This window comes from Kribbella sp. NPDC050459 (assembly GCF_040655315.1).
GTDB lineage: Bacteria > Actinomycetota > Actinomycetes > Propionibacteriales > Kribbellaceae > Kribbella.
The window spans coordinates 142,624-159,430 of the sequence record NZ_JBFAJQ010000011.1; the positions used below are offsets into that span (position 1 = coordinate 142,624).

Genomic DNA, 16,807 nt, shown 5'->3' on the forward strand with positions numbered 1-16,807 from the left:
CCCGCAGTAGGCGATGGAGAACCAGACAGGGCCTAGGTCCGGTCGGAGGTCGTCCTACAGTTCGTCGACGTACGGTGTCTGGCCGGTGAACGTCAGGCGCCAGTCCGTGGTCCGGGCGGTGGCGGTGAGGTCGTAGCCCTGGCGGCGGGCGGTGAGTTCGTGGCGGCCTTCGACGGGCTCGGACACGGTCACCTTCCAGCCGCGGGACTCCAGGGTCTCGGCGGCGAAGCCGATCTGGGCCCCGGGATCGGGGGCCGCGGTGGTCGGATCGCCGGTTTCGACGGTGATCGTGCAGACCGACTCGGGTCCGCTCTCGTCGGACAGCGCACCTTGGTCGACAGGGCCGACGTCCTGCGTCACCGTCGGCTTCTGGTCAGGGACGACAGTGGCTGCCACCGCGAGGAGTTCCGAGCGGAGGAAGTTGCGGGCTTCGGTCAGGGTCACGCTTCCGTGATACACCGTGCGGCCAAGGCTCGCGAGGACACGCCGCGTTTCGGCCGTCAAGAAACGACCGGTGTCTCCCCGGTGAACGTTATCCGCCAGTCCGTCGCCCAGGCGTGGACGGCGACGTCGAAGCCGTCGCGGCTGGCCGCGACGCGATAGTGACCGTCCTCCTCCGGTACGACGTCCGCGGTCCAGCCCCGCGCGCGGAGTGTCGCGGCCGCGGCGTCGACCGTCGCGGACGGGTCGGGCGCCTTCGGGTTGCCGGTCTCGACGGTGACCCGGCAGACCGTGGCCGTGCCGCGACCGTCGAACAGGACGCCGGGATTCACGGGCCCCGGATCGTGCGTGACGACCGGACGCTGATCCGGTACGACGGCTTCCGCCACCGCGAGCAACTCGCTGCGCAGGAACTCCCGGTCGCTCGTCATCGCTGCCGCCCTTCCGAGCCTCGTGCCGCGCTGTTCGTCCGGTGCGCCGCGGTCTGCCCGGCGGCCGATCCGGCCGACTGCTTCGACGGCTTGGTGAGCGCCACGATTCCGTCGTACACCCTCGACGCCGCGCCCGCGACACCGTTCAGCGCACCGCCCCACGACGTACCGAGGAAGAGTTTGGTCTCGGTCGCCCGGCTGGTGTTCGTGGTGGTGATGTGCCCCAGATCGCCCCGGACCACGCGGCCGATGTTGCGCAGCGCCTCGCTGTTCGGCCGGTAGTACTCGTTGTGCCAGTGCACCGACACCGGGTCGTCGCCCCGCGGGTCGGCGGTCGCCATCCGGATCGCGTCCGGGAAGGTCGCGGGATCGGGCCCGTGCCACTCCGAGTACGAGACGTAGTCGCCCGGCGCGCGCTCGGTGTACAACCGGGTCGGCGGCTGCACGAAGTCCGCGGCCTCGTCGACGTACTTCGCGATCCCCGGCGATCCCGTCATCACCAGCCGTTTCGGCCGGGCGCCCGCCATCACCGCCTGCGCGGCCACATCCGTGCCGTACGAGTGCGCGACCAGCGTGACCTCGGCGTCCTCGGACTTCAGCTCGTCGAGCTCGGTGACGAACCCCGCGAGCCGCGGACCGCCCTCGATCGCCGCGTCCTTGCTCGCCGCCTCCACCAGGCCCTGCGGCGAGTCGTAGTCGAGCCACACCACGACCGCCGTACCCGGGCCGGCTTCCTGCTTGATCAGGTCGCCGCGGTCCGACTGTCCGCGGAACGTGTCGAGGCTGTTCCCCATGCCGGGCACCAGCACCGCGACGTTCTGCGCCTGCTGGAGGTCGCCGAGCACCTCCACGGCACGCCCCTGGCCGTCGGGGTCCACCGAGTAGAACTGTCGCGGCCGCTGCACTTCGATAACGTTGCCGTCGGCATCCAGCTCGGACACCGTGACCGGGGTGAGCAGCTCCTCGATCGTCGCCAGCCGCCTCTTGTCCGCATCGGTCGCGGTCTCGGCGTCGACCGCACTCTGCAAACGATCGCGGGCGGCGACGAGCAGGGCATGATTCGCACGGAACCGCTCGGCAAGCTGGTCGGACTCAGCCATAGTGACTCCCCGTGACAGCCGGTCACCTGGGCGTGTAACCGGGCCACCCGCAGTTTGTCAGCTCCAGGGGGCCAGGGAAAGTGACCAGTTGCCCGAGTGGTGCGAGAGGTTGACCGCCGCGAGCGGGCGTACGTCGACGTGGCGCAGCGACTCCGCCGGCGCGTCCACGACGTACAGGACGATCGCGCGGACGATCGCCGGGTGGACGACCACGACCGCCGAGCCGTGGTCCCGCGCCGCGACGTCGCCCAGCCAGTCGGCGACCCTGGCGATCACGTCGTTCTCGGTTTCGCCGTTCGGTGTCGCGGTGTGCGGCCGATCCAGCCACGCCGCAACGCCCGACGGATCGGACGCGAGCAGTTCCTCCAGCCCGCGTCCGGCCCAGTCGCCGTACTCGCGATCGCGCAACGCCGGCTCCACCACCGGGTCGAGCCCGAGCGCCGCGGCCGTGCGTACGGCGGCCCGCTCCGGACCGGCGTACGCCGCATCCGCAGACAGCTTCAGCTCGCGTGCCGTCTCGACACTCGCCCGATCCGGCTCGGCGTCACCACCGAGCACGAGTCCACGCAGCGCAGGCGTCAAGGCGTGCGCGACCAAGGTCAACCCCGTCACATCGCTACCTTTTCTCGGGCCGGCCGGCGGTCCACCGCGACCGCATACCCGAATCCGAGCAGGAGCCACAGCGTCGCCTGCGTACCGAGCGAGGCGAACCGGAACTGCCACAGCAGCGTAGCGGGGAACGACTCCGGAACCTCGTTGATCCGCGGCAGAATCAGGTACGCCGCCACCACGGTGACGACCAGCCCGGCAACACCACCCGCGAGCCGGGCCACCTCGCCGTACCGCGCCGCCCACCGGGACAGCGCGACACCGGCCCAGACCGCGAGCAAGCCGATCACCAGCGTCAGCAGATACGTGACGGTCCGCTTGGTGATCGTCTCCGGATCACCGATCGCGGGCGGATTCGGCGGGTACTTGAGGAACGGGACCAGTACGACGCCGACGAAACCCGCCGCGGCGAGTCCGAGCGCAGCGTACGCGTCGTTGCCGGTGCCGAGCTTGCGACGCAGCAGCGTGTACGCCACGGCGAACAGGCCGCCGAGCGCCACGCCGTACAAGCTGGTCGCGAGGAACAGACCGGCCTTCTGGCCTTCGCGGCTGACCAGCGGTTCTTCCTCGTGGTCGTCGCCGTGCTCATGGGCCTGGTCATGGTCATGGGAGTGCGCGGCACCGGCCTCTTCGATCGCGATCGCCGCGTCGACACGCGACTCGCCCAGCACGTAGGCGAACGTTCCGGCCAGCAGGCCGGCGAAGAGTCCGACGATCAGTCCGCGCACCAGGAGCTGTCCGAAGGTGCGCATCTGATCTAGTGGCAGGGCACGCCGAGCAGATGCCGACCGTCGTGCATCAGCTCGTGCAGGAACATTCCCGAACGAGACACCGCACCCTGGTCGAACCCGACCAGATACGCGAGCAGCAACATCAGGCCGACGCTGAGCAGCGCGACGGCGAGGAGCCTGGGAGAAAGAGCCGGTACGGCGACCGAGCGGGCAGGAGCTGCCATCTGAACTGAACCTCCTGGGGAAGTGCGCGTCCCCTTCGAAAGGCTGCGATGCCCGAGCGTCCTGACTTACGAGCCGAAACTCGATCACAGTGGCGCGGCCGCGCCGGATTCGCACCGGCTTCCCTCATGGCACCGCAGGTTGACCCTCGAACCGTAAGGTCCCCACCAACCCCCGGTCAACGCACCCCGGCGCGCCGGTGACCAATCCCACCTGCGCAGCACGCGTGCGGGTACAGCCGACCCACGCGTGCGGGTACGGCCGACCCACGCGGCGCGGGTACTGCCGGCCACGCGTTCCGGCCGGGGTCGTCGAGTCGTGGAGATTGGCGGTGAGAACGGACCGATATCCACGACTCGGCGCAGGGCCTGGGAGCCAAACGCCACGACTCGGGGTCGAAGGCCGCGACCAGCCAGAAGCCGACTCGACACCCGCGCCAAGCGGGGGCGGGGCGGAGCGCGCGAAGCAAGTGCGCTGAGGGGCCCCGCGGCAAAGTAAGCACCTGCGGAGTGCGCGTGGGGCGGCCTATCCTGAGCGACATGCCGTCCGCTCATCATTTGGTCGCGTTTGCGATCACCGCGCTGATCATCATCGTCGTCCCCGGCCCCAGTGTGCTGTTCATCGTCGGTCGCGCGTTGGCGGTCGGGCGGCGGGAGGCCGTGTTGACGATGGTGGGGAACACGCTCGGCGCCGCGATTCTGCTCGGGGCGGTGTCGCTCGGGCTGGGGACGTTGATTGCGGCGAGTGCGGTCGCGCTCACGGTGGTGAAGCTGGCGGGTGCGGCGTACCTGATCTATCTCGGCGTGCAGGCGTTCCGCTCGCGGAAGTCGCTGGTCGAGGCGATGCGGGGTACGGCGAAGCCGAGCACGACGCGTCGGACGATCCGGCAGGGGTTCCTGGTCGGGGTGACGAACGCGAAGACGGCGGTGTTCTTCGCGGCGGTGCTGCCGCAGTTCGTGGACAAGGGCGCGGCTGCGCCGGCGTGGGCTCAGATCTTGGTGCTCGGGACGATCTTCATCCTGATCGCGCTCTGCTCGGACAGCGTCTGGGCGGTCGTGGCCGGCACGGCGCGGGAGTGGTTCGCGCGCTCGCCGCGCCGGCTTGAGCTGGTCGGCGGCACCGGCGGCCTGATGATCATCGGCCTCGGCGCCAGCATCGCGGTCACCGGCTCGAAGGAATAGCCGTACGCCGTCCCGCCGGGACGCCGAGCAGTGCCAGCAACGCCGGGAGTCCGAACGCGACCAGATACGCCGTCATCGCGGAATGCGGCTCCAGCGCCGCGAACAGCGACCCACCGATCGCCAAGATTGTTGCTGTAGACAACGAGTCGCTGAGCTGCAGGGCCGAGCTGTTGGCGCCCTGCTCGTCGCGCTCGGAGTACTCCAGCACCAGCACGGACAGAGTCGGGAACACGGTCCCCATCCCGAGGCCGGTCAGACTCCAGCCGAGGATGCCGACCAGCACCGGTACGTGCGGGTCGAGCGTCAGCGCCGCGGTCACGATGCCGAGCAGGATCGCGAGCATGCCCGCCTGCAGGAAGACCGCGTGTGAGAACGGCTGGTTCGGCCGGCCGCGGTACCACGACGCAGCGCTCCAGCTCAGCGCGCTGACCGTCAGGACGAGTCCGGCGAGCGCCGGCGACAGGCCGCGTTCGCGGGTGAGCATCAGCGGCAGGAACACCTCGGCGCCGAACCCGGCCGCCGCGACGAGCCCGCGTAGCGCGATCACCGACGGCAGCCCGCGCCCGAAGGCGAAGGTCCCGGGCGGCAGCAGCCGCGGACCGAACGCGATCACCCCGGCCAGACCGATCGCCAGCAAAGCCAGCTGGACGGCGCCACGCTGCTGCCCGCCGTAGTGCAGCAGGCCGACACCTACAGCGGCCGCGATCGCCCACAGCGCCCGCTTGTCCCACAGCTTCCCCTGCCGTACGTCGTACGCGCTGCCGCGGGCGAGGCCGGGACGCATCACGAGTGCGGCCGGGACCGCGATCACCGGGACGGCCAGGAAGACGAGCCGCCAACTGGTGTGTTCGACGATCAGCCCGGCGATCGCGGGCCCGACGAGCGACGGCACGACCCAGCCGGTCGCGAACGCGGCGAAGATCCGCGGGCGGAGGCGCGCCGGGTACAGCTGCCCGACGACGACGTACAGCGCGACCGTGAGCAGGCCGGAGCCGAAGCCCTGGATGATCCGGCCCGCGACCAGGATCTCCATCGAGGGTGCCAGGCCGGCGATCAGCAGGCCGGCCAGGAACCACGCCGTACCGTGCCAGAGCGGTCGGGTCGGGCCTTTCAGGTCGCTCCAGGTGCCGGAGACGACCATCGCGACCACGCCGGAAGCGAGCGGGCCGCCGAACGCGAGCGCGTACAGGCTGAGGCCGTCCAGCGCCTGGGCGACGGTCGGCATCGCGGTCGCGACCGCCAGGGACTCGAACGCGACCAGGGTGATCAGCGCGACCATCCCGACGGTCAGGGCGCGGTACCGCGGTGAAAGGACGCCGCCGGTCTCAACGGCCGGCTCGGCAGTGATGGTCATGACGACGACCATCGCCGTTCAAGTGCACTTTAAGTCAACTAGAGAATCGCGGCGAGCACGAGTGCGAGGATCGGTGGCACAGCCTGGGTCGCGGCGGCGCGCACCATCCGCCGGTCGGAGGCGAGCAGGACGATGCCGGCGCCGGCCATGCACGCGCACGCGAAGAGCGCGATGGCGTGGCCCTTGTCGCCGCCCCAGATCAGGCCGCCGAGCGCACCGATCGCCAGGAACAGGTTGTAGAAGCCCTGGTTGAACGCCCACGGCCGGGCCGCCTCCACCTCGGTGTCCTTCACCAGGAACCGGCGGTAGGTGCTGGGCCTGCGGAACAGCACGCTTTCCAGGGCGAACACGACCACATGGAACACACCGGCCAGTACGACGAAGACCTGCGCGATCACGCTCATGGCGGGAAACGTACCGCTACGCCCGCCAATCCGTGGCGAAGGCGCGCGCTGGGTTGTTCCGGAACACGGCGTCCGCGACGTCAGCGCCGAAGTACCGCGTGATCCGCGGCCTGAGGTGGGTCAGCAGGTACGGCATCCCCGGCCCCTCGGCGGTCGACCGGGCGCGCGCCGTGGTGGTGTCACCGCCGAGCAGCAGGCGGTCCGCGTACCCGGCGTCGATCAGCGCGGCGAGGCAGTCGGTCAGCCGCGGATCGGTCGCGTTGTTGGCCCGCGACGGCCCGTCGAACGCCAGCCAGGCGCCGCGCTCCGCCAGCTCGAGATGCCCACGATGATCGGGGAACCGGTTGAGGTGCCCGAGGATCACCGCACCCGGATGCACGCCGAGCGTGTCGACGAGCAGATCGAGTACGGCGTCCGCGGCCGAACCGAGCTCGTGGTGGACGGCGATCGGCGCGTTCGTCGCGTGATGGGCCTCCGCCGCGGCCCGCATCACGAGCTCGGCGTGCGCGTCGAGCACGTGGAAGCCGCCGGCCACCTTGATCAGCCCGGCCCGGATCGCGGTGTCGCCGATCCCGTCGGTCAGCTCGCGGACGAAGATCTCGGCCAGCTGGTCGCGGACCTTGTCGACGTACCCGTCCGGGTAGTGCTCGCAGCGGTGCAGGCCGGTCGCGGCGACGATCGAAACCCCGGTGGCGGTGGAGATCCCGGGCAGGAGGCCGGCCCGGCGGTTCAGCCCGTGCGGGGTCCATTGCACGATCGCCTGGCCGCCGGTGTCCGCGAACGCGCGCACCTCGGCGATCGCCGCCGCCTCGTCGTCCAGCTCCTGCCCCGGGATCAGGGCCGACCGGAAGAACAGGTGGTCGTGCGAATCGGTCACGCCGAGCGCTTCCGGCACAAGGTCGTTCAGGACCGTTCGGATCCGCATCATGGCCTCTCTGTCAGGTCACGGCACCAGCAGTGGAACCGTAACCCGACAGTCGGCTCGACCTCAGGCTGCCTGCTGACCGGCGGGGCGACGACGCCCACGGCGAGAGGACCGACGGCCGGGACCGGCCGCCCGGCCATTCCCAGCCCGGGTGCCCGCAGAGTCCTTGGCCTGCGCAGCCTTAGCGGACGCGCGCTGGGCCGCCTCCGGCTTGCGCGACGGCCGCCTGGTGGATTGCCGCGGAGCCGGCTCCTGCTTGGCCGGTGGTTCGACGTACGTGCGTTCGCCGGGCGCCAGCTCGGACAGCAGCGCGTCGCCGGCGGCGAGCTTGGTGACCGTGGCGGCGATGCCGGCCTTGCGAGTCAGGTCGCGGACGTCGCGGACCTGCTCGTCGGTCATCAGCGTGACGACCGTACCCTCGGCGCCGGCGCGGGCGGTCCGGCCCGAGCGGTGCAGGTACGCCTTGTGCTCGATCGGCGGGTCGGCGTGGATCACCAGCGTGACGCCGTCGACGTGGATCCCGCGTGCCGCGATGTCGGTCGCGACCAGGGTCCGCGCCGAACCGTCCGCGAACGCCTCGAGGTTGCGGGTGCGGGCGCCCTGGGACAGGTTGCCGTGCAGCTCGACAGCCGGGACGCCCTGGGCGATCAGCTTCTTCGTCAGCGCCTTGGCGCCGTACTTCGTCCTGGTGAACACCAGCGTGCGGCCCGGCGCCGCGGTCAGGTCGACGAGCACCGGCAGGCGCGTGTCGGGCTTCACGTGCAGGACGTGGTGCGTCATCCGCGCGACCGGCGACCGGGCCGAGTCCACGCTGTGCGTGACCGGGTCGGTCATGAAGCGCCGGACGAGTACGTCGACGCCGGCGTCCAGCGTGGCGGAGAACAGCAGCCGCTGAGCTGTGGCCGGGGTGGCCTCGAGGATCCGGCGGACCGCGGGCAGGAACCCGAGATCGGCCATGTGGTCGGCCTCGTCGAGCACGGTGATCTCGACCGCGCCGAGCTTCGCGTGACCGGCCTGGACGTGGTCCTCGAGCCGTCCCGGGCAGGCGACGACGATGTCGGCGCCCTTGCGCAGGCCGTTGATCTGCGGGCCGTGGCCGACACCGCCGAAGATCGTCATCGAGCGCAGGCCGAGGGTTTCGGCGAGCGGGCTGATCGAGGCCTGGATCTGGGTCGCGAGCTCGCGGGTCGGGGCCAGGATCAGCGCCCGCGGATGATTCGCGCGACGCTTCGTGTCACTGGCCGCGAGCCTCGCCAGGACCGGCAGGACGAACGCGTACGTCTTGCCGGAGCCGGTCCGGCCGCGACCGAGAACGTCCTTGCCGGCCAGTGAATCCGGCAACGTGGCCGCCTGGATCGGGAACGGCTTGGTCACACCGGCCGTGGCCAGGGCGGCGACCAGCCGGTCGGGGACGCCGAGCTCCGCGAACGTTCGGTTGTCAGGGGCAACCGTCACCTCATCGTTGCTGACAGCAACTTCGACGTGACGATCGGCTCCGGTGGACTGGCTGCGTCCGGCACTCGAACGGCGGCGGCGCCGCGGTCGCGACTGCCCGTCGCGCGAGGTCTTCGCGGACCGGTCGCCGGAGGACTGCTGGGATGGATTGGGCGTGGTTGTAGACGTGGGGCGGCGGGCCGCCATAGAAGTACTCCAAAGATCGGGGGGTCGTCCTGCCCGGCGCGGCCGAGGGCCGCGGCGCGTGGTGGTCGACTGCTGGCGCACTGTAGTTGCGCTCACCGGCCCGAGGCAGAACTGGGCGGGCCGTCGGAACCAGTCTACGGCACCGACAGGCCGTTACTCGCGGGATGCTCCTCACACAGGCTAGGTTCGGCACGTGACGGAACAGTTCCGGGCGGCCCCACCCACGGTCGCCGACGAGCGTGCGCTCCTGCAGGGATTCCTCGACTTCCACCGCGGCACCCTGCTGTGGAAGCTCTCCGGGCTGACGGACGAACAACTCGTCCAGCGCGCCGTGGAGCCGGCCAGCCTGTCGTTGATCGGACTCGTGCGGCACCTGAGCGAGGTCGAGAAGTACTGGTTCCACCGCGCGCTGGCAGACCACGACTCGCCGCCGAAGTACTGGAGCCGCGAGTTCCCCGACGGCGACTTCGACCACGTCGATCCGGCGATCGTCGCGGAGGACCTCGAGGACTTCCGCCAGATCATCAAGACCTCGGACGCGCTGGCCGCGAACTACTCGCTGGACGACACGTTCCTGCGTCCGGGCCAGGAGCCGCTGCACTCGGTGCGCTACCTCTATCTACACATGATCGAGGAGTACTCGCGCCACAACGGCCACGCGGACCTGCTTCGGCAGGCCATCGACGGCGCCACCGGCGAATAGCTAGGGCTTGATCGACCGGATCAGGGCGACGACGTCGTTCGTGACGCCGCGGACGCCGGGGATGCGGGTCAGCCGCAGCAGGCGGTCCACCAGCGGGACCGCCCGGTCGACGAGGACGCGCGTACGGCGGACGTCGTCGGTCTGGTCGTGCACCCAGAACAGGACCACGCCCATCTGCAGGAGCCAGAGAAGCTCGGGCAGCTCGGACTTCAGGTCGGTCGGGAGCTTGAGATCGGACCCGTCGATCACCCGGCGGAACACGTCGATACTCGCGTCCCGCGCCGGTCGTGACTCGTCGCTGAACGGCGACAGCGGGCTGCGCGGATCGGCGGCGGTCTTGAAGAACGTGCCGGCGAACTCGTGGTACGGCGCGGCCACGTCCAGCCAGGCCCGCAGTACGCCGGCCAGCCGCGGCACGAACGCCTTCTCCGCGGCGAGGATCGGCTCGACCACCTCGCGGTGCTGGTCCTGCAGCAGGTCGTAGTACGCCTGCATCAGGTGGTCCTTGGAGCCGTAGTAGTAATACGCGTTTCCCACCGACACGCCCGCCTCGTTGGCGATCGCACGCATCGTGGTCTTCCCGTACCCCTGCTCCCGGAACAACCGCAATGCCGTCGACAGGATCAGCTCACGCGTCTGCTCGCCCTTCGCGGTCGCACTGTCCGTCACACCCGTCAGCGTAATCACCTCCACTCACCCGCCGCAGTCCAGCCGCCGCCTGCACGATCGCCCGCGCGACCGGCCGCATCGCCGGACTCGCCAGCCGGACGGCGGTGTGCCTGTGGTCCCCCGTGGCCCACAGACACACGATCCAGGCGCGATCCCCGACGTACACCGCCCCGTCGTCGGCCACCACCGTCACGTCCCGCAGCGTCGCCGCGTGGTCGAGGGTCGGGTAGAGCGCCCGCGCGTCCGCCGACCCCGCCGCGACGAACCGCAGACGCACCACCCCGCCGTACCCGTCCGGCGCCGGCCGCTGGGCTGCCAGCCAGTCCTTGAACCGCCGGCACAGTCCGCAGCGGGCGTCGTACAGCACGGTCAGCTCACGCACCGGGCGGCCTTCAATAGCCGTACCGAGCGGCCTGCTCGGTCATCGTGAGCGGCTGGACGGTGTCGTTCGGCGGCACCGGCGGGCGGGTCATCGAGTCGAGCCGGCTGCGGGTGCGGATCTTGTTGAAGATCCACACATTCGTCAGGTGCACGACGCCGAGCACCAGCATCACGATCCCCAGCTTCACGCTCAACTGCTCGAACACGCCGCTCGCGTCCAGCACCGGCCGCCCGCTGCGCAGGAACAGCGTCACGAACCCGAGGTTGATCAGATAGAACCCGACCACCAGCAGCCGGTTCACCGCGTCGGCGAACTCCGCGTTGCCGTGGAACACGTCGACCAGGAAGATCCGCCCGTTCCGGCTCAGCGTGCGCGCCACCCAGATCGTCAACGGCACCGCGATCAGCAGGTAGACCAGGTACGTCGTGACCGTCATGTCCATCGTTCTCCCCACTTCTTGAACATGTTCAAATTGTCGATGCCCTGACCGTACGCCGCCGTTTTGAACATGTTCAAGTCGAGCGTCACGTGATCTGGATCTCGTCCGGGGCGAGAATGGCCCGCATGACGACCTGGGTCTTCGAAGGAACCGTGCTGCCCTCCGGCGACACCGCCCGCCTGACGTTCGGGCCGGACCCGTCCGGCGAGGAGCTGCCCGGCCGGTACGCCGTACCGGGCCTGGTCGACTCGCACTGCCACCTGACGATGGCCCCCGGCGCGAACGGGCCGGTCCTGCGCGGCGCGGACTACGCCGACGAGCGGCTCGGCGAACTCGCCGGCGCCGGGGTGAGCGCGGTCCGCGATGTCGGCGGCAATCGGGACGTCACGCTCCGGCTCGCCCGGACCGCGGACGACGGCCGCCCACTCGTCCTCGCGGCCGGCCGGTTCCTCGCCCCGGACGGCCGCTACTTCCCGCAGGCGTACGAGCCGGTCGCGCCGGAGGATCTGCTCGCCGCGGTCGAGGCCGAGATCGCCGACGGCGCGACCTGGCTGAAGCTGGTCGGCGACTTCCCCGAGGTCGGCCCGGACGGCCCGATCCGCGGCAGCAAGGTGAGTCCGTCGTACGACGTCGAGCTGGTCGCCGCGATGGTCGGGCTGGCCCACGCGCGGAACGTCCGGGTCGCCGCACACGTGAACACCGACCACGTGAGCGAGCTGATCCGGGTCGGCATCGACTCGGTCGAGCACGGTACGGCGCTCACCGAGCAGGATCTGCAGGCGCTCGGCGCCCGCGGCGGCGCGTGGACGCCGACGCTCTGCGCCTCGGTCGGGCCGAGCCCGGACGAGACCCCGGAGCGCACGGCCCGCCGCGAGGAGCGATCGGCGTACCTCGCGTCGATCCTGCCGCTGGCCGAACGGTACGGCGTGCGCGTGCTGACCGGATCGGACGTGGTCGGCACGGTCGCCGGCGAGATCGACCTGCTCGTCAAGCACGGGCTGACCGTGGAGCAGGCGCTCACCGCGGCATCGACCGGCGCGCAGGACTTCCTCGGCCTGACCGGCGCCGGCAACCTCGTCACGTACGACGCCGACCCGCGCGAGCACCCCGGCGTACTGGCACGACCCACGGCCGTCGTCCTGAACGGCAGGCGGATCGGGTGAAGGAGAAGGATCTCGACCGCTGGGTCGAGAAGTACCGGAAGGCGTGGGAGAGCAACGATCCCAAGGACATCGCCGCGCTCTGGACCGAGGACGCCGCCTGGTACCGGCGGCCGGACGACGCGCCGGTGACCGGCCGGGAGGCGATCGTCGCGGCGTGGCTGGAGGTCTCCGACGCGCCGGGCGAGACGACCTTCGAGTACGAGGTGCTCGGCTTCGGGGACGGCGTCGGCTTCGTCCGCGGCTGGACGACGTACCTGACGAATCCGCCGGGCGAGTTCAGCAACCTCTGGGTGATCCGGCTGGAGAAGGACCGCGCGTTCGAGTTCACCGAGTGGTGGATGGAGAAGCCGCGCTGAGCTACGCTGCCGGTTAGGCGCTTCAGGGCGCCACCGGTCCGCGGGAAGGGCTCAGCCCACCTGAGAATCAGGGCGTAGTACCGCTTGACCTCCTTTCTCGCCTGACGATGCGGACAGCAGGCTCGTAGAGAGGAGGTCGGCGATGCCGACCCGGAATCTTCCGAACGACCCGCACCTCGACCATCTGCGCGGTCAGGCCAAGACCCTGCTCAAACAGGTCCGCGCCGGTGACAGCGCCGCTGTCGCACTGGCCGCCGAGTTCGATTCCGTGCAGACGTTGGCGGACGCCCAACTGGTGATCGCGCGCAGCTACGGGTTCCCCAGCTGGCCGCGGATCGTGCGGCATCTGGAGCTGGTCGACCGCTACAGCCGCTCACCGCACCGGCAACCGGTCGGCGGCCCGCTGGACACGCCCGCGGAGCGTGCCGACGAGTTCCTCCGGCTCGCGACACTGCACTACGGGGAGGACGATCCGGCCCGGCAACGGTCCGCCCGCGACCTTCTCGAGCGCTACCCGGAGATTGCCCAGAGCAACATCTATGCACAGGTGGTGGCCGGCGACCTGGACGGGATCGACTTCAGCCAGGCGAGCTCGGAAGGCGGGCCGTACCGTTGGGAGCCGCTTCTCTACCTCACTTACAGCCGTCTCGACGCGCCGAACCAGATCGAGATCGCCCGGCTCCTGCTCGAGCACGGCGCCGACCCGAACGCCGGCTACCTGTGGCAGGGCCTGCCGTCACCGTTCACCGCGCTCACCGGCGTCTTCGGCCGCGGTGAAGGCGACCAGCCGCCGCACCGGCATCGCGTCGAGTTGGCTCGGCTCCTGCTCGATGCCGGCGCCGACCCGAACGACAGCCAGACGATGTACAACTGCGGCCCCGGGTGTCCCCCGCCGTACGACGACGTACACCTGGAGCTCCTGCTGGAGTACGGGCTGGGGCGCGGCGACGGCGGCCCGTGGCACGCCCGGCTGACTGCTGCACACCCGACCCCGCGACAACTGCTCGAGGACGAACTGGTCTTCGCGTCATGGGCCGGCCTGACCCACCGGGCCGAGGTGGTGCTTGCCCAGGGCACCGATCCGGAGGGCGTCGGTACCCGGCATCCGGTCTTCGGCGGACATCGACCATACGAACTGGCCGCCGTCCAGGGCCATACCGAGATCGCCGACCTGCTCCGGGCGAGGGGCGCGGCGCCGCTGGACGAGATCCACGAGGTGTACGCCGCCGCGATGCGCGGTGAGCTGCCCGACGTCGATCCCGAACTCGCCGCCCGCGCGGTGGCCCGGACACCGCACCTGCCCGTTCGCGCCGCCGAGGTAGGTCGTGCCGTGGCGATGGAACCGTTGCAGCGACTGGGATTCGACCTCAGCCGGATCTCCGGCGGTGCCGCACCGATCCACCGGGCGGCGCTCAACGGCCACCTGGAGACGGTCCGGAAACTCGTCGAACTCGGCGCCGACCCGACTCTGCGCGATCCGAACTACAACGGCGACGCTCTGAGCTGGGCCGAGCACAGTCACCAGCAATCGGTGATCGACTACCTCAGGGGCTTACAGCGAGGAACAGGAACGCGCTGAACACGGCGAGGTGAACGGCGCCCTGCAACAGCGTCGCCCGGCCGGTCGAGAGGGTGAACAGCCCGGTCACGACGGTCAACGCGAACAGCACCATCTCCTTGCCGCCGAGCCCGAGGACGAGCGGGCCGCTCAGCCAGATCGACGCGACGGCGATCGCGGGGATGGTCAGGCCGATGCTGGCGAGCGCTGACCCGAGCGCCAGATTGACGCTGGTCTGGAGACGGTTGCGCAGTGCGGCACGCACAGCGGCAACCGTCTCCGGCAGCAGCACGAGCAGCGCGATCACCACACCGACGACGGCCAGCGGCGCGCCGGCCGACTCCACCGCGGACTCGAGCCTCGGCGACACGGTCTTGGCCAGCCCGACCACCGAGATCAAGCAGACGAACAGCAACCCGAGGCTCAGCAGCGCGGTCTTCCCGCTCGGCGCGGCCGCGTGATGGTCCTCGTCCTCGTCGACCGCGCCGTCCGCCCCCACCGGCAGGAAGTAGTCACGGTGCCGGATGGTCTGGATGAACACGAACACGCCGTACAGCACCAGCGACGTCACGCCCGCGAACGCCAGCTGCGCCGAACTGAACTGCGGCCCTTCCGCGCTCGTGGTGAACGTCGGCAGCACCAGACTCAGCGTCACCAGCGCGGTCGTCACCGACAGCGCGGAGTACGACGCCTGCACCCGGAACTCCTGCACGCGGTGCCGCAATGAGCCGACGACCAGCGCCAGCCCGAGGATCCCGTTGCAGGTGATCATGACCGCGGCGAACACTGTGTCACGGGCCAGTGACGCGGCCTTGTCGCCGCCGGACGCCATCAGCGTGACGATCAGTGCGACCTCGATGATCGTCACCGCGAGCGCGAGGATCAGCGTGCCGAACGGCTCCCCGACCCGGTGCGCGACGACCTCGGCGTGGTGCACGGCGGCGATCACCGCGGCGCCGAGACCGAGACAGACCAGGATCAGCAAGACCGCGCCGAGGTTGCGGTGCCAGGTCCCGATCAGGTCGACGAAGGCGAGCAGCGGCACGGCCAGCGTCCAGCGCGGCAAACCTTGGGTCACGGAGTTTCTCATCCTCAGACAGCCTATCGGGAATCCCCTTGGCATCCGGCGCGTCGCGGGTGATGCTTCTCCCAATATGACTGTTGACATCAGGGAAGCGACCGCCGACGACTGGCCGGCCATCTGGCCGTTCTTCCGGGAGATCGTCACCGCGCGGGAGACCTATACGTACGATCCGGACCTCACCGAGGAGCAGGCCCGCGCTCTCTGGATGTCGCCGTCCAGCTCGCCGTTGGCCCGGACAACGGTCGCGGTCGATGCCGACGGCACCGTTCTCGGCAGCGCCAACATGTACCCGAACCGCCCGGGTCCCGGCGCCCACGTCGCCAGCGCCAGCTTCATGGTCGACGGCAAGGCCCGCGGCAAGGGCGTCGGCCGGTTGCTCTGCGAGGACATGATCGCCTGGGCCGGCCGGTCCGGGTTCCGCTCGATCCAGTTCAACGCGGTCGTCGAGACGAACGAGCCCGCCGTCCATCTGTGGCAGTCCCTCGGCTTCCGGATCGCCGGCACCGTCCCGGAAGCCTTCGACCACCCCAAACTCGGGTACGTCGGCCTGCACGTCATGTACCGCCCACTCCCATGATGAGGGCGCGCCGGATGTGGAAGGCGCTGGAGCCGTACCACGCGATCACCTACTTCGCGCCCGAGACGCGGAAGGCGACCGACGCGCTCGGGCTGAAGGGCGGGTGGATGAGCTACTTCGGCTGCCGCTCAGCGCCCCTCGGCGCAGTCGGGCCGGAGTTCGTGGCCGCGGTGTTCTACAACTTCCACCCTGCGATGGTCGCGCGCTCACTCCCGGACGCCTGGAGCTACGCCACCCCGGCCCAGCTCCTCGACGCCCGGCTGACGGCGGTGGACGCCGCCGTACGGCGGCTGTTCCCGAGCGGGTCGTTCGACCGCCCGGCCGAGCTCGGGCGACGCGCGGCCGAGCTCGCCCCGATCGCCGGCCGGCCGATCGCGGCCGCCAACGCGGCGCTGGACTGGCCGGACGAGCCGCATCTGGCGCTGTGGCAGGCGACCACGATCCTGCGCGAATCACGGGGCGACGGGCACGTCGCGACCCTCGTCGCCGCCGGTCTCACTCCGTGTCAGGCACTGGTGACGATCTCGGCGGCGGGCGGACCCTCGAAGGAGGTCTTCCAGCTCAACCGCCGCTGGAGCGACGACGAGTGGGCGGCCGCATCGGACGACCTGCGAAGCCGAGGACTGCTCGACACCGACGGAGCTCTCACCGAACGCGGCCGAGCGCTGCGGCAGCAGGTCGAGGACACCACGGACTCGTTGGCCGACCAGGGGTGGCAGGCACTCGGCGACGAGCTGGCCACCGAGCTGCACGACCTCGTCCGTCCGCTGAGCGCGATCCTGATGTCGGACGGCCTGATCCCCGCCGACAACCCGATGGCCCTGCGCTGGGATTGAC

The 16,807-nt window shown here is 70.4% G+C and carries 21 protein-coding genes and 1 riboswitch; of the genes, 7 read left to right on the forward strand and 14 right to left on the reverse strand.

From position 1 onward, the window contains the following. Positions 1-54 precede the first annotated feature (54 nt). From AB0I12_RS30355 to AB0I12_RS30380, 6 genes are read right to left on the reverse strand one after another with little or no spacing between them, the layout of a single operon-like run. A complete protein-coding gene (locus AB0I12_RS30355) occupies positions 55-444 on the reverse strand; it encodes a hypothetical protein (protein ID WP_359935900.1) in 390 nt (129 codons plus the stop codon). Positions 445-500: 56 nt separating this feature from the next. After that, complete coding sequence (locus AB0I12_RS30360) at positions 501-872, reverse strand: hypothetical protein (RefSeq protein WP_359935902.1); 372 nt, start codon at positions 870-872, stop codon at positions 501-503. After that, positions 869-1,972 carry an alpha/beta hydrolase gene (locus AB0I12_RS30365; protein WP_359935904.1) on the reverse strand — a complete coding sequence of 368 codons (1,104 nt, stop codon included), beginning with the start codon at positions 1,970-1,972 and terminating at the stop codon, positions 869-871. Before AB0I12_RS30365 ends, AB0I12_RS30360 begins: the two co-directional genes overlap by 4 nt. A 57-nt stretch (positions 1,973-2,029) precedes the next feature. Further along, positions 2,030-2,584: a histidine phosphatase family protein gene (locus AB0I12_RS30370; protein ID WP_359935906.1), complete on the reverse strand. Its 555-nt coding sequence runs from the start codon at positions 2,582-2,584 to the stop codon at positions 2,030-2,032. Continuing rightward, a complete protein-coding gene (locus tag AB0I12_RS30375) occupies positions 2,581-3,333 on the reverse strand; it encodes a CbtA family protein (protein WP_359935908.1) in 753 nt (250 codons plus the stop codon). The genes AB0I12_RS30370 and AB0I12_RS30375 overlap by 4 nt, the downstream gene beginning before the upstream one ends. A gap of 5 nt (positions 3,334-3,338) precedes the next feature. After that, entirely contained in the window at positions 3,339-3,536 is a 198-nt protein-coding gene (locus tag AB0I12_RS30380) for a CbtB-domain containing protein (RefSeq protein ID WP_359935910.1), read from the reverse strand. Positions 3,537-3,592: 56 nt separating this feature from the next. Further along, a riboswitch (cobalamin riboswitch) is annotated at positions 3,593-3,659 on the reverse strand. A 414-nt stretch (positions 3,660-4,073) separates the two neighbouring features. Here AB0I12_RS30380 and AB0I12_RS30385 point away from each other — a divergent pair. Beyond that, entirely contained in the window at positions 4,074-4,715 is a 642-nt protein-coding gene (locus AB0I12_RS30385) for a LysE family translocator (protein WP_359935912.1), read from the forward strand. On the opposite strand, the gene AB0I12_RS30390 is transcribed toward AB0I12_RS30385, so the two are convergent. From AB0I12_RS30390 to AB0I12_RS30405, 4 genes are read right to left on the reverse strand one after another with little or no spacing between them, the layout of a single operon-like run. Continuing rightward, entirely contained in the window at positions 4,696-6,069 is a 1,374-nt protein-coding gene (locus tag AB0I12_RS30390; RefSeq protein ID WP_359935914.1) for an MFS transporter, read from the reverse strand. The two genes, AB0I12_RS30385 and AB0I12_RS30390, sit on opposite strands and share 20 nt — an antisense overlap. A gap of 38 nt (positions 6,070-6,107) precedes the next feature. Further along, positions 6,108-6,473, reverse strand: a complete 366-nt coding sequence (locus tag AB0I12_RS30395; RefSeq protein ID WP_359935916.1) for a DUF1304 domain-containing protein — start codon at positions 6,471-6,473, stop codon at positions 6,108-6,110. A gap of 16 nt (positions 6,474-6,489) precedes the next feature. Then, complete coding sequence (locus tag AB0I12_RS30400; protein ID WP_359935918.1) at positions 6,490-7,401, reverse strand: hypothetical protein; 912 nt, start codon at positions 7,399-7,401, stop codon at positions 6,490-6,492. A gap of 60 nt (positions 7,402-7,461) precedes the next feature. Continuing rightward, a complete protein-coding gene (locus AB0I12_RS30405) occupies positions 7,462-8,853 on the reverse strand; it encodes a DEAD/DEAH box helicase (protein ID WP_359935920.1) in 1,392 nt (463 codons plus the stop codon). A gap of 379 nt (positions 8,854-9,232) precedes the next feature. Between AB0I12_RS30405 and AB0I12_RS30410 the strand changes: the two genes are divergently transcribed. Further along, the gene (locus AB0I12_RS30410; RefSeq protein ID WP_359935922.1) at positions 9,233-9,742 is read left to right on the forward strand and encodes a DinB family protein; all 510 of its coding nucleotides are present in this window, start codon (positions 9,233-9,235) and stop codon (positions 9,740-9,742) included. Here AB0I12_RS30410 and AB0I12_RS30415 read toward each other — a convergent pair whose 3' ends face one another. The 3 genes from AB0I12_RS30415 to AB0I12_RS30425 are packed head-to-tail and all read right to left on the reverse strand — an operon-like array spanning position 9,743 to position 11,235. Next, positions 9,743-10,411, reverse strand: a complete 669-nt coding sequence (locus tag AB0I12_RS30415) for a TetR family transcriptional regulator (RefSeq protein ID WP_359935924.1) — start codon at positions 10,409-10,411, stop codon at positions 9,743-9,745. It lies immediately after the preceding gene. Further along, positions 10,371-10,793, reverse strand: coding sequence for a DCC1-like thiol-disulfide oxidoreductase family protein (locus AB0I12_RS30420; RefSeq protein ID WP_359935926.1), 423 nt, complete (start codon positions 10,791-10,793; stop codon positions 10,371-10,373). The genes AB0I12_RS30415 and AB0I12_RS30420 overlap by 41 nt, the downstream gene beginning before the upstream one ends. A 10-nt stretch (positions 10,794-10,803) precedes the next feature. After that, positions 10,804-11,235, reverse strand: a complete 432-nt coding sequence (locus AB0I12_RS30425) for a hypothetical protein (RefSeq protein ID WP_359935928.1) — start codon at positions 11,233-11,235, stop codon at positions 10,804-10,806. A 122-nt stretch (positions 11,236-11,357) separates the two neighbouring features. Between AB0I12_RS30425 and AB0I12_RS30430 the strand changes: the two genes are divergently transcribed. The 3 genes from AB0I12_RS30430 (at position 11,358) to AB0I12_RS30440 (ending at position 14,330) form a co-directional block, all read left to right on the forward strand. Next, complete coding sequence (locus tag AB0I12_RS30430) at positions 11,358-12,395, forward strand: amidohydrolase family protein (RefSeq protein WP_359935930.1); 1,038 nt, start codon at positions 11,358-11,360, stop codon at positions 12,393-12,395. Next, on the forward strand, positions 12,392-12,751 hold the full coding sequence (locus tag AB0I12_RS30435) for a nuclear transport factor 2 family protein (RefSeq protein ID WP_359935932.1): 360 nt from the start codon (positions 12,392-12,394) through the stop codon (positions 12,749-12,751). Before AB0I12_RS30430 ends, AB0I12_RS30435 begins: the two co-directional genes overlap by 4 nt. Before the next feature lie 142 nt (positions 12,752-12,893). Further along, positions 12,894-14,330 (forward strand): ankyrin repeat domain-containing protein, encoded by a 1,437-nt coding sequence (locus AB0I12_RS30440; protein WP_359935934.1) that lies wholly within the window; start codon positions 12,894-12,896, stop codon positions 14,328-14,330. Here AB0I12_RS30440 and AB0I12_RS30445 read toward each other — a convergent pair. Further along, entirely contained in the window at positions 14,296-15,399 is a 1,104-nt protein-coding gene (locus tag AB0I12_RS30445) for an ionic transporter y4hA (RefSeq protein WP_359935936.1), read from the reverse strand. The two genes, AB0I12_RS30440 and AB0I12_RS30445, sit on opposite strands and share 35 nt — an antisense overlap. A gap of 64 nt (positions 15,400-15,463) precedes the next feature. Here AB0I12_RS30445 and AB0I12_RS30450 point away from each other — a divergent pair, with 64 nt between their 5' ends. Together AB0I12_RS30450 and AB0I12_RS30455 are read left to right on the forward strand one after the other, a co-directional pair. Then, entirely contained in the window at positions 15,464-15,970 is a 507-nt protein-coding gene (locus AB0I12_RS30450) for a GNAT family N-acetyltransferase (RefSeq protein ID WP_359935938.1), read from the forward strand. Further along, positions 15,970-16,806 (forward strand): hypothetical protein, encoded by an 837-nt coding sequence (locus AB0I12_RS30455; RefSeq protein ID WP_359935940.1) that lies wholly within the window; start codon positions 15,970-15,972, stop codon positions 16,804-16,806. The genes AB0I12_RS30450 and AB0I12_RS30455 overlap by 1 nt, the downstream gene beginning before the upstream one ends. Position 16,807: the final 1 nt, after the last annotated feature.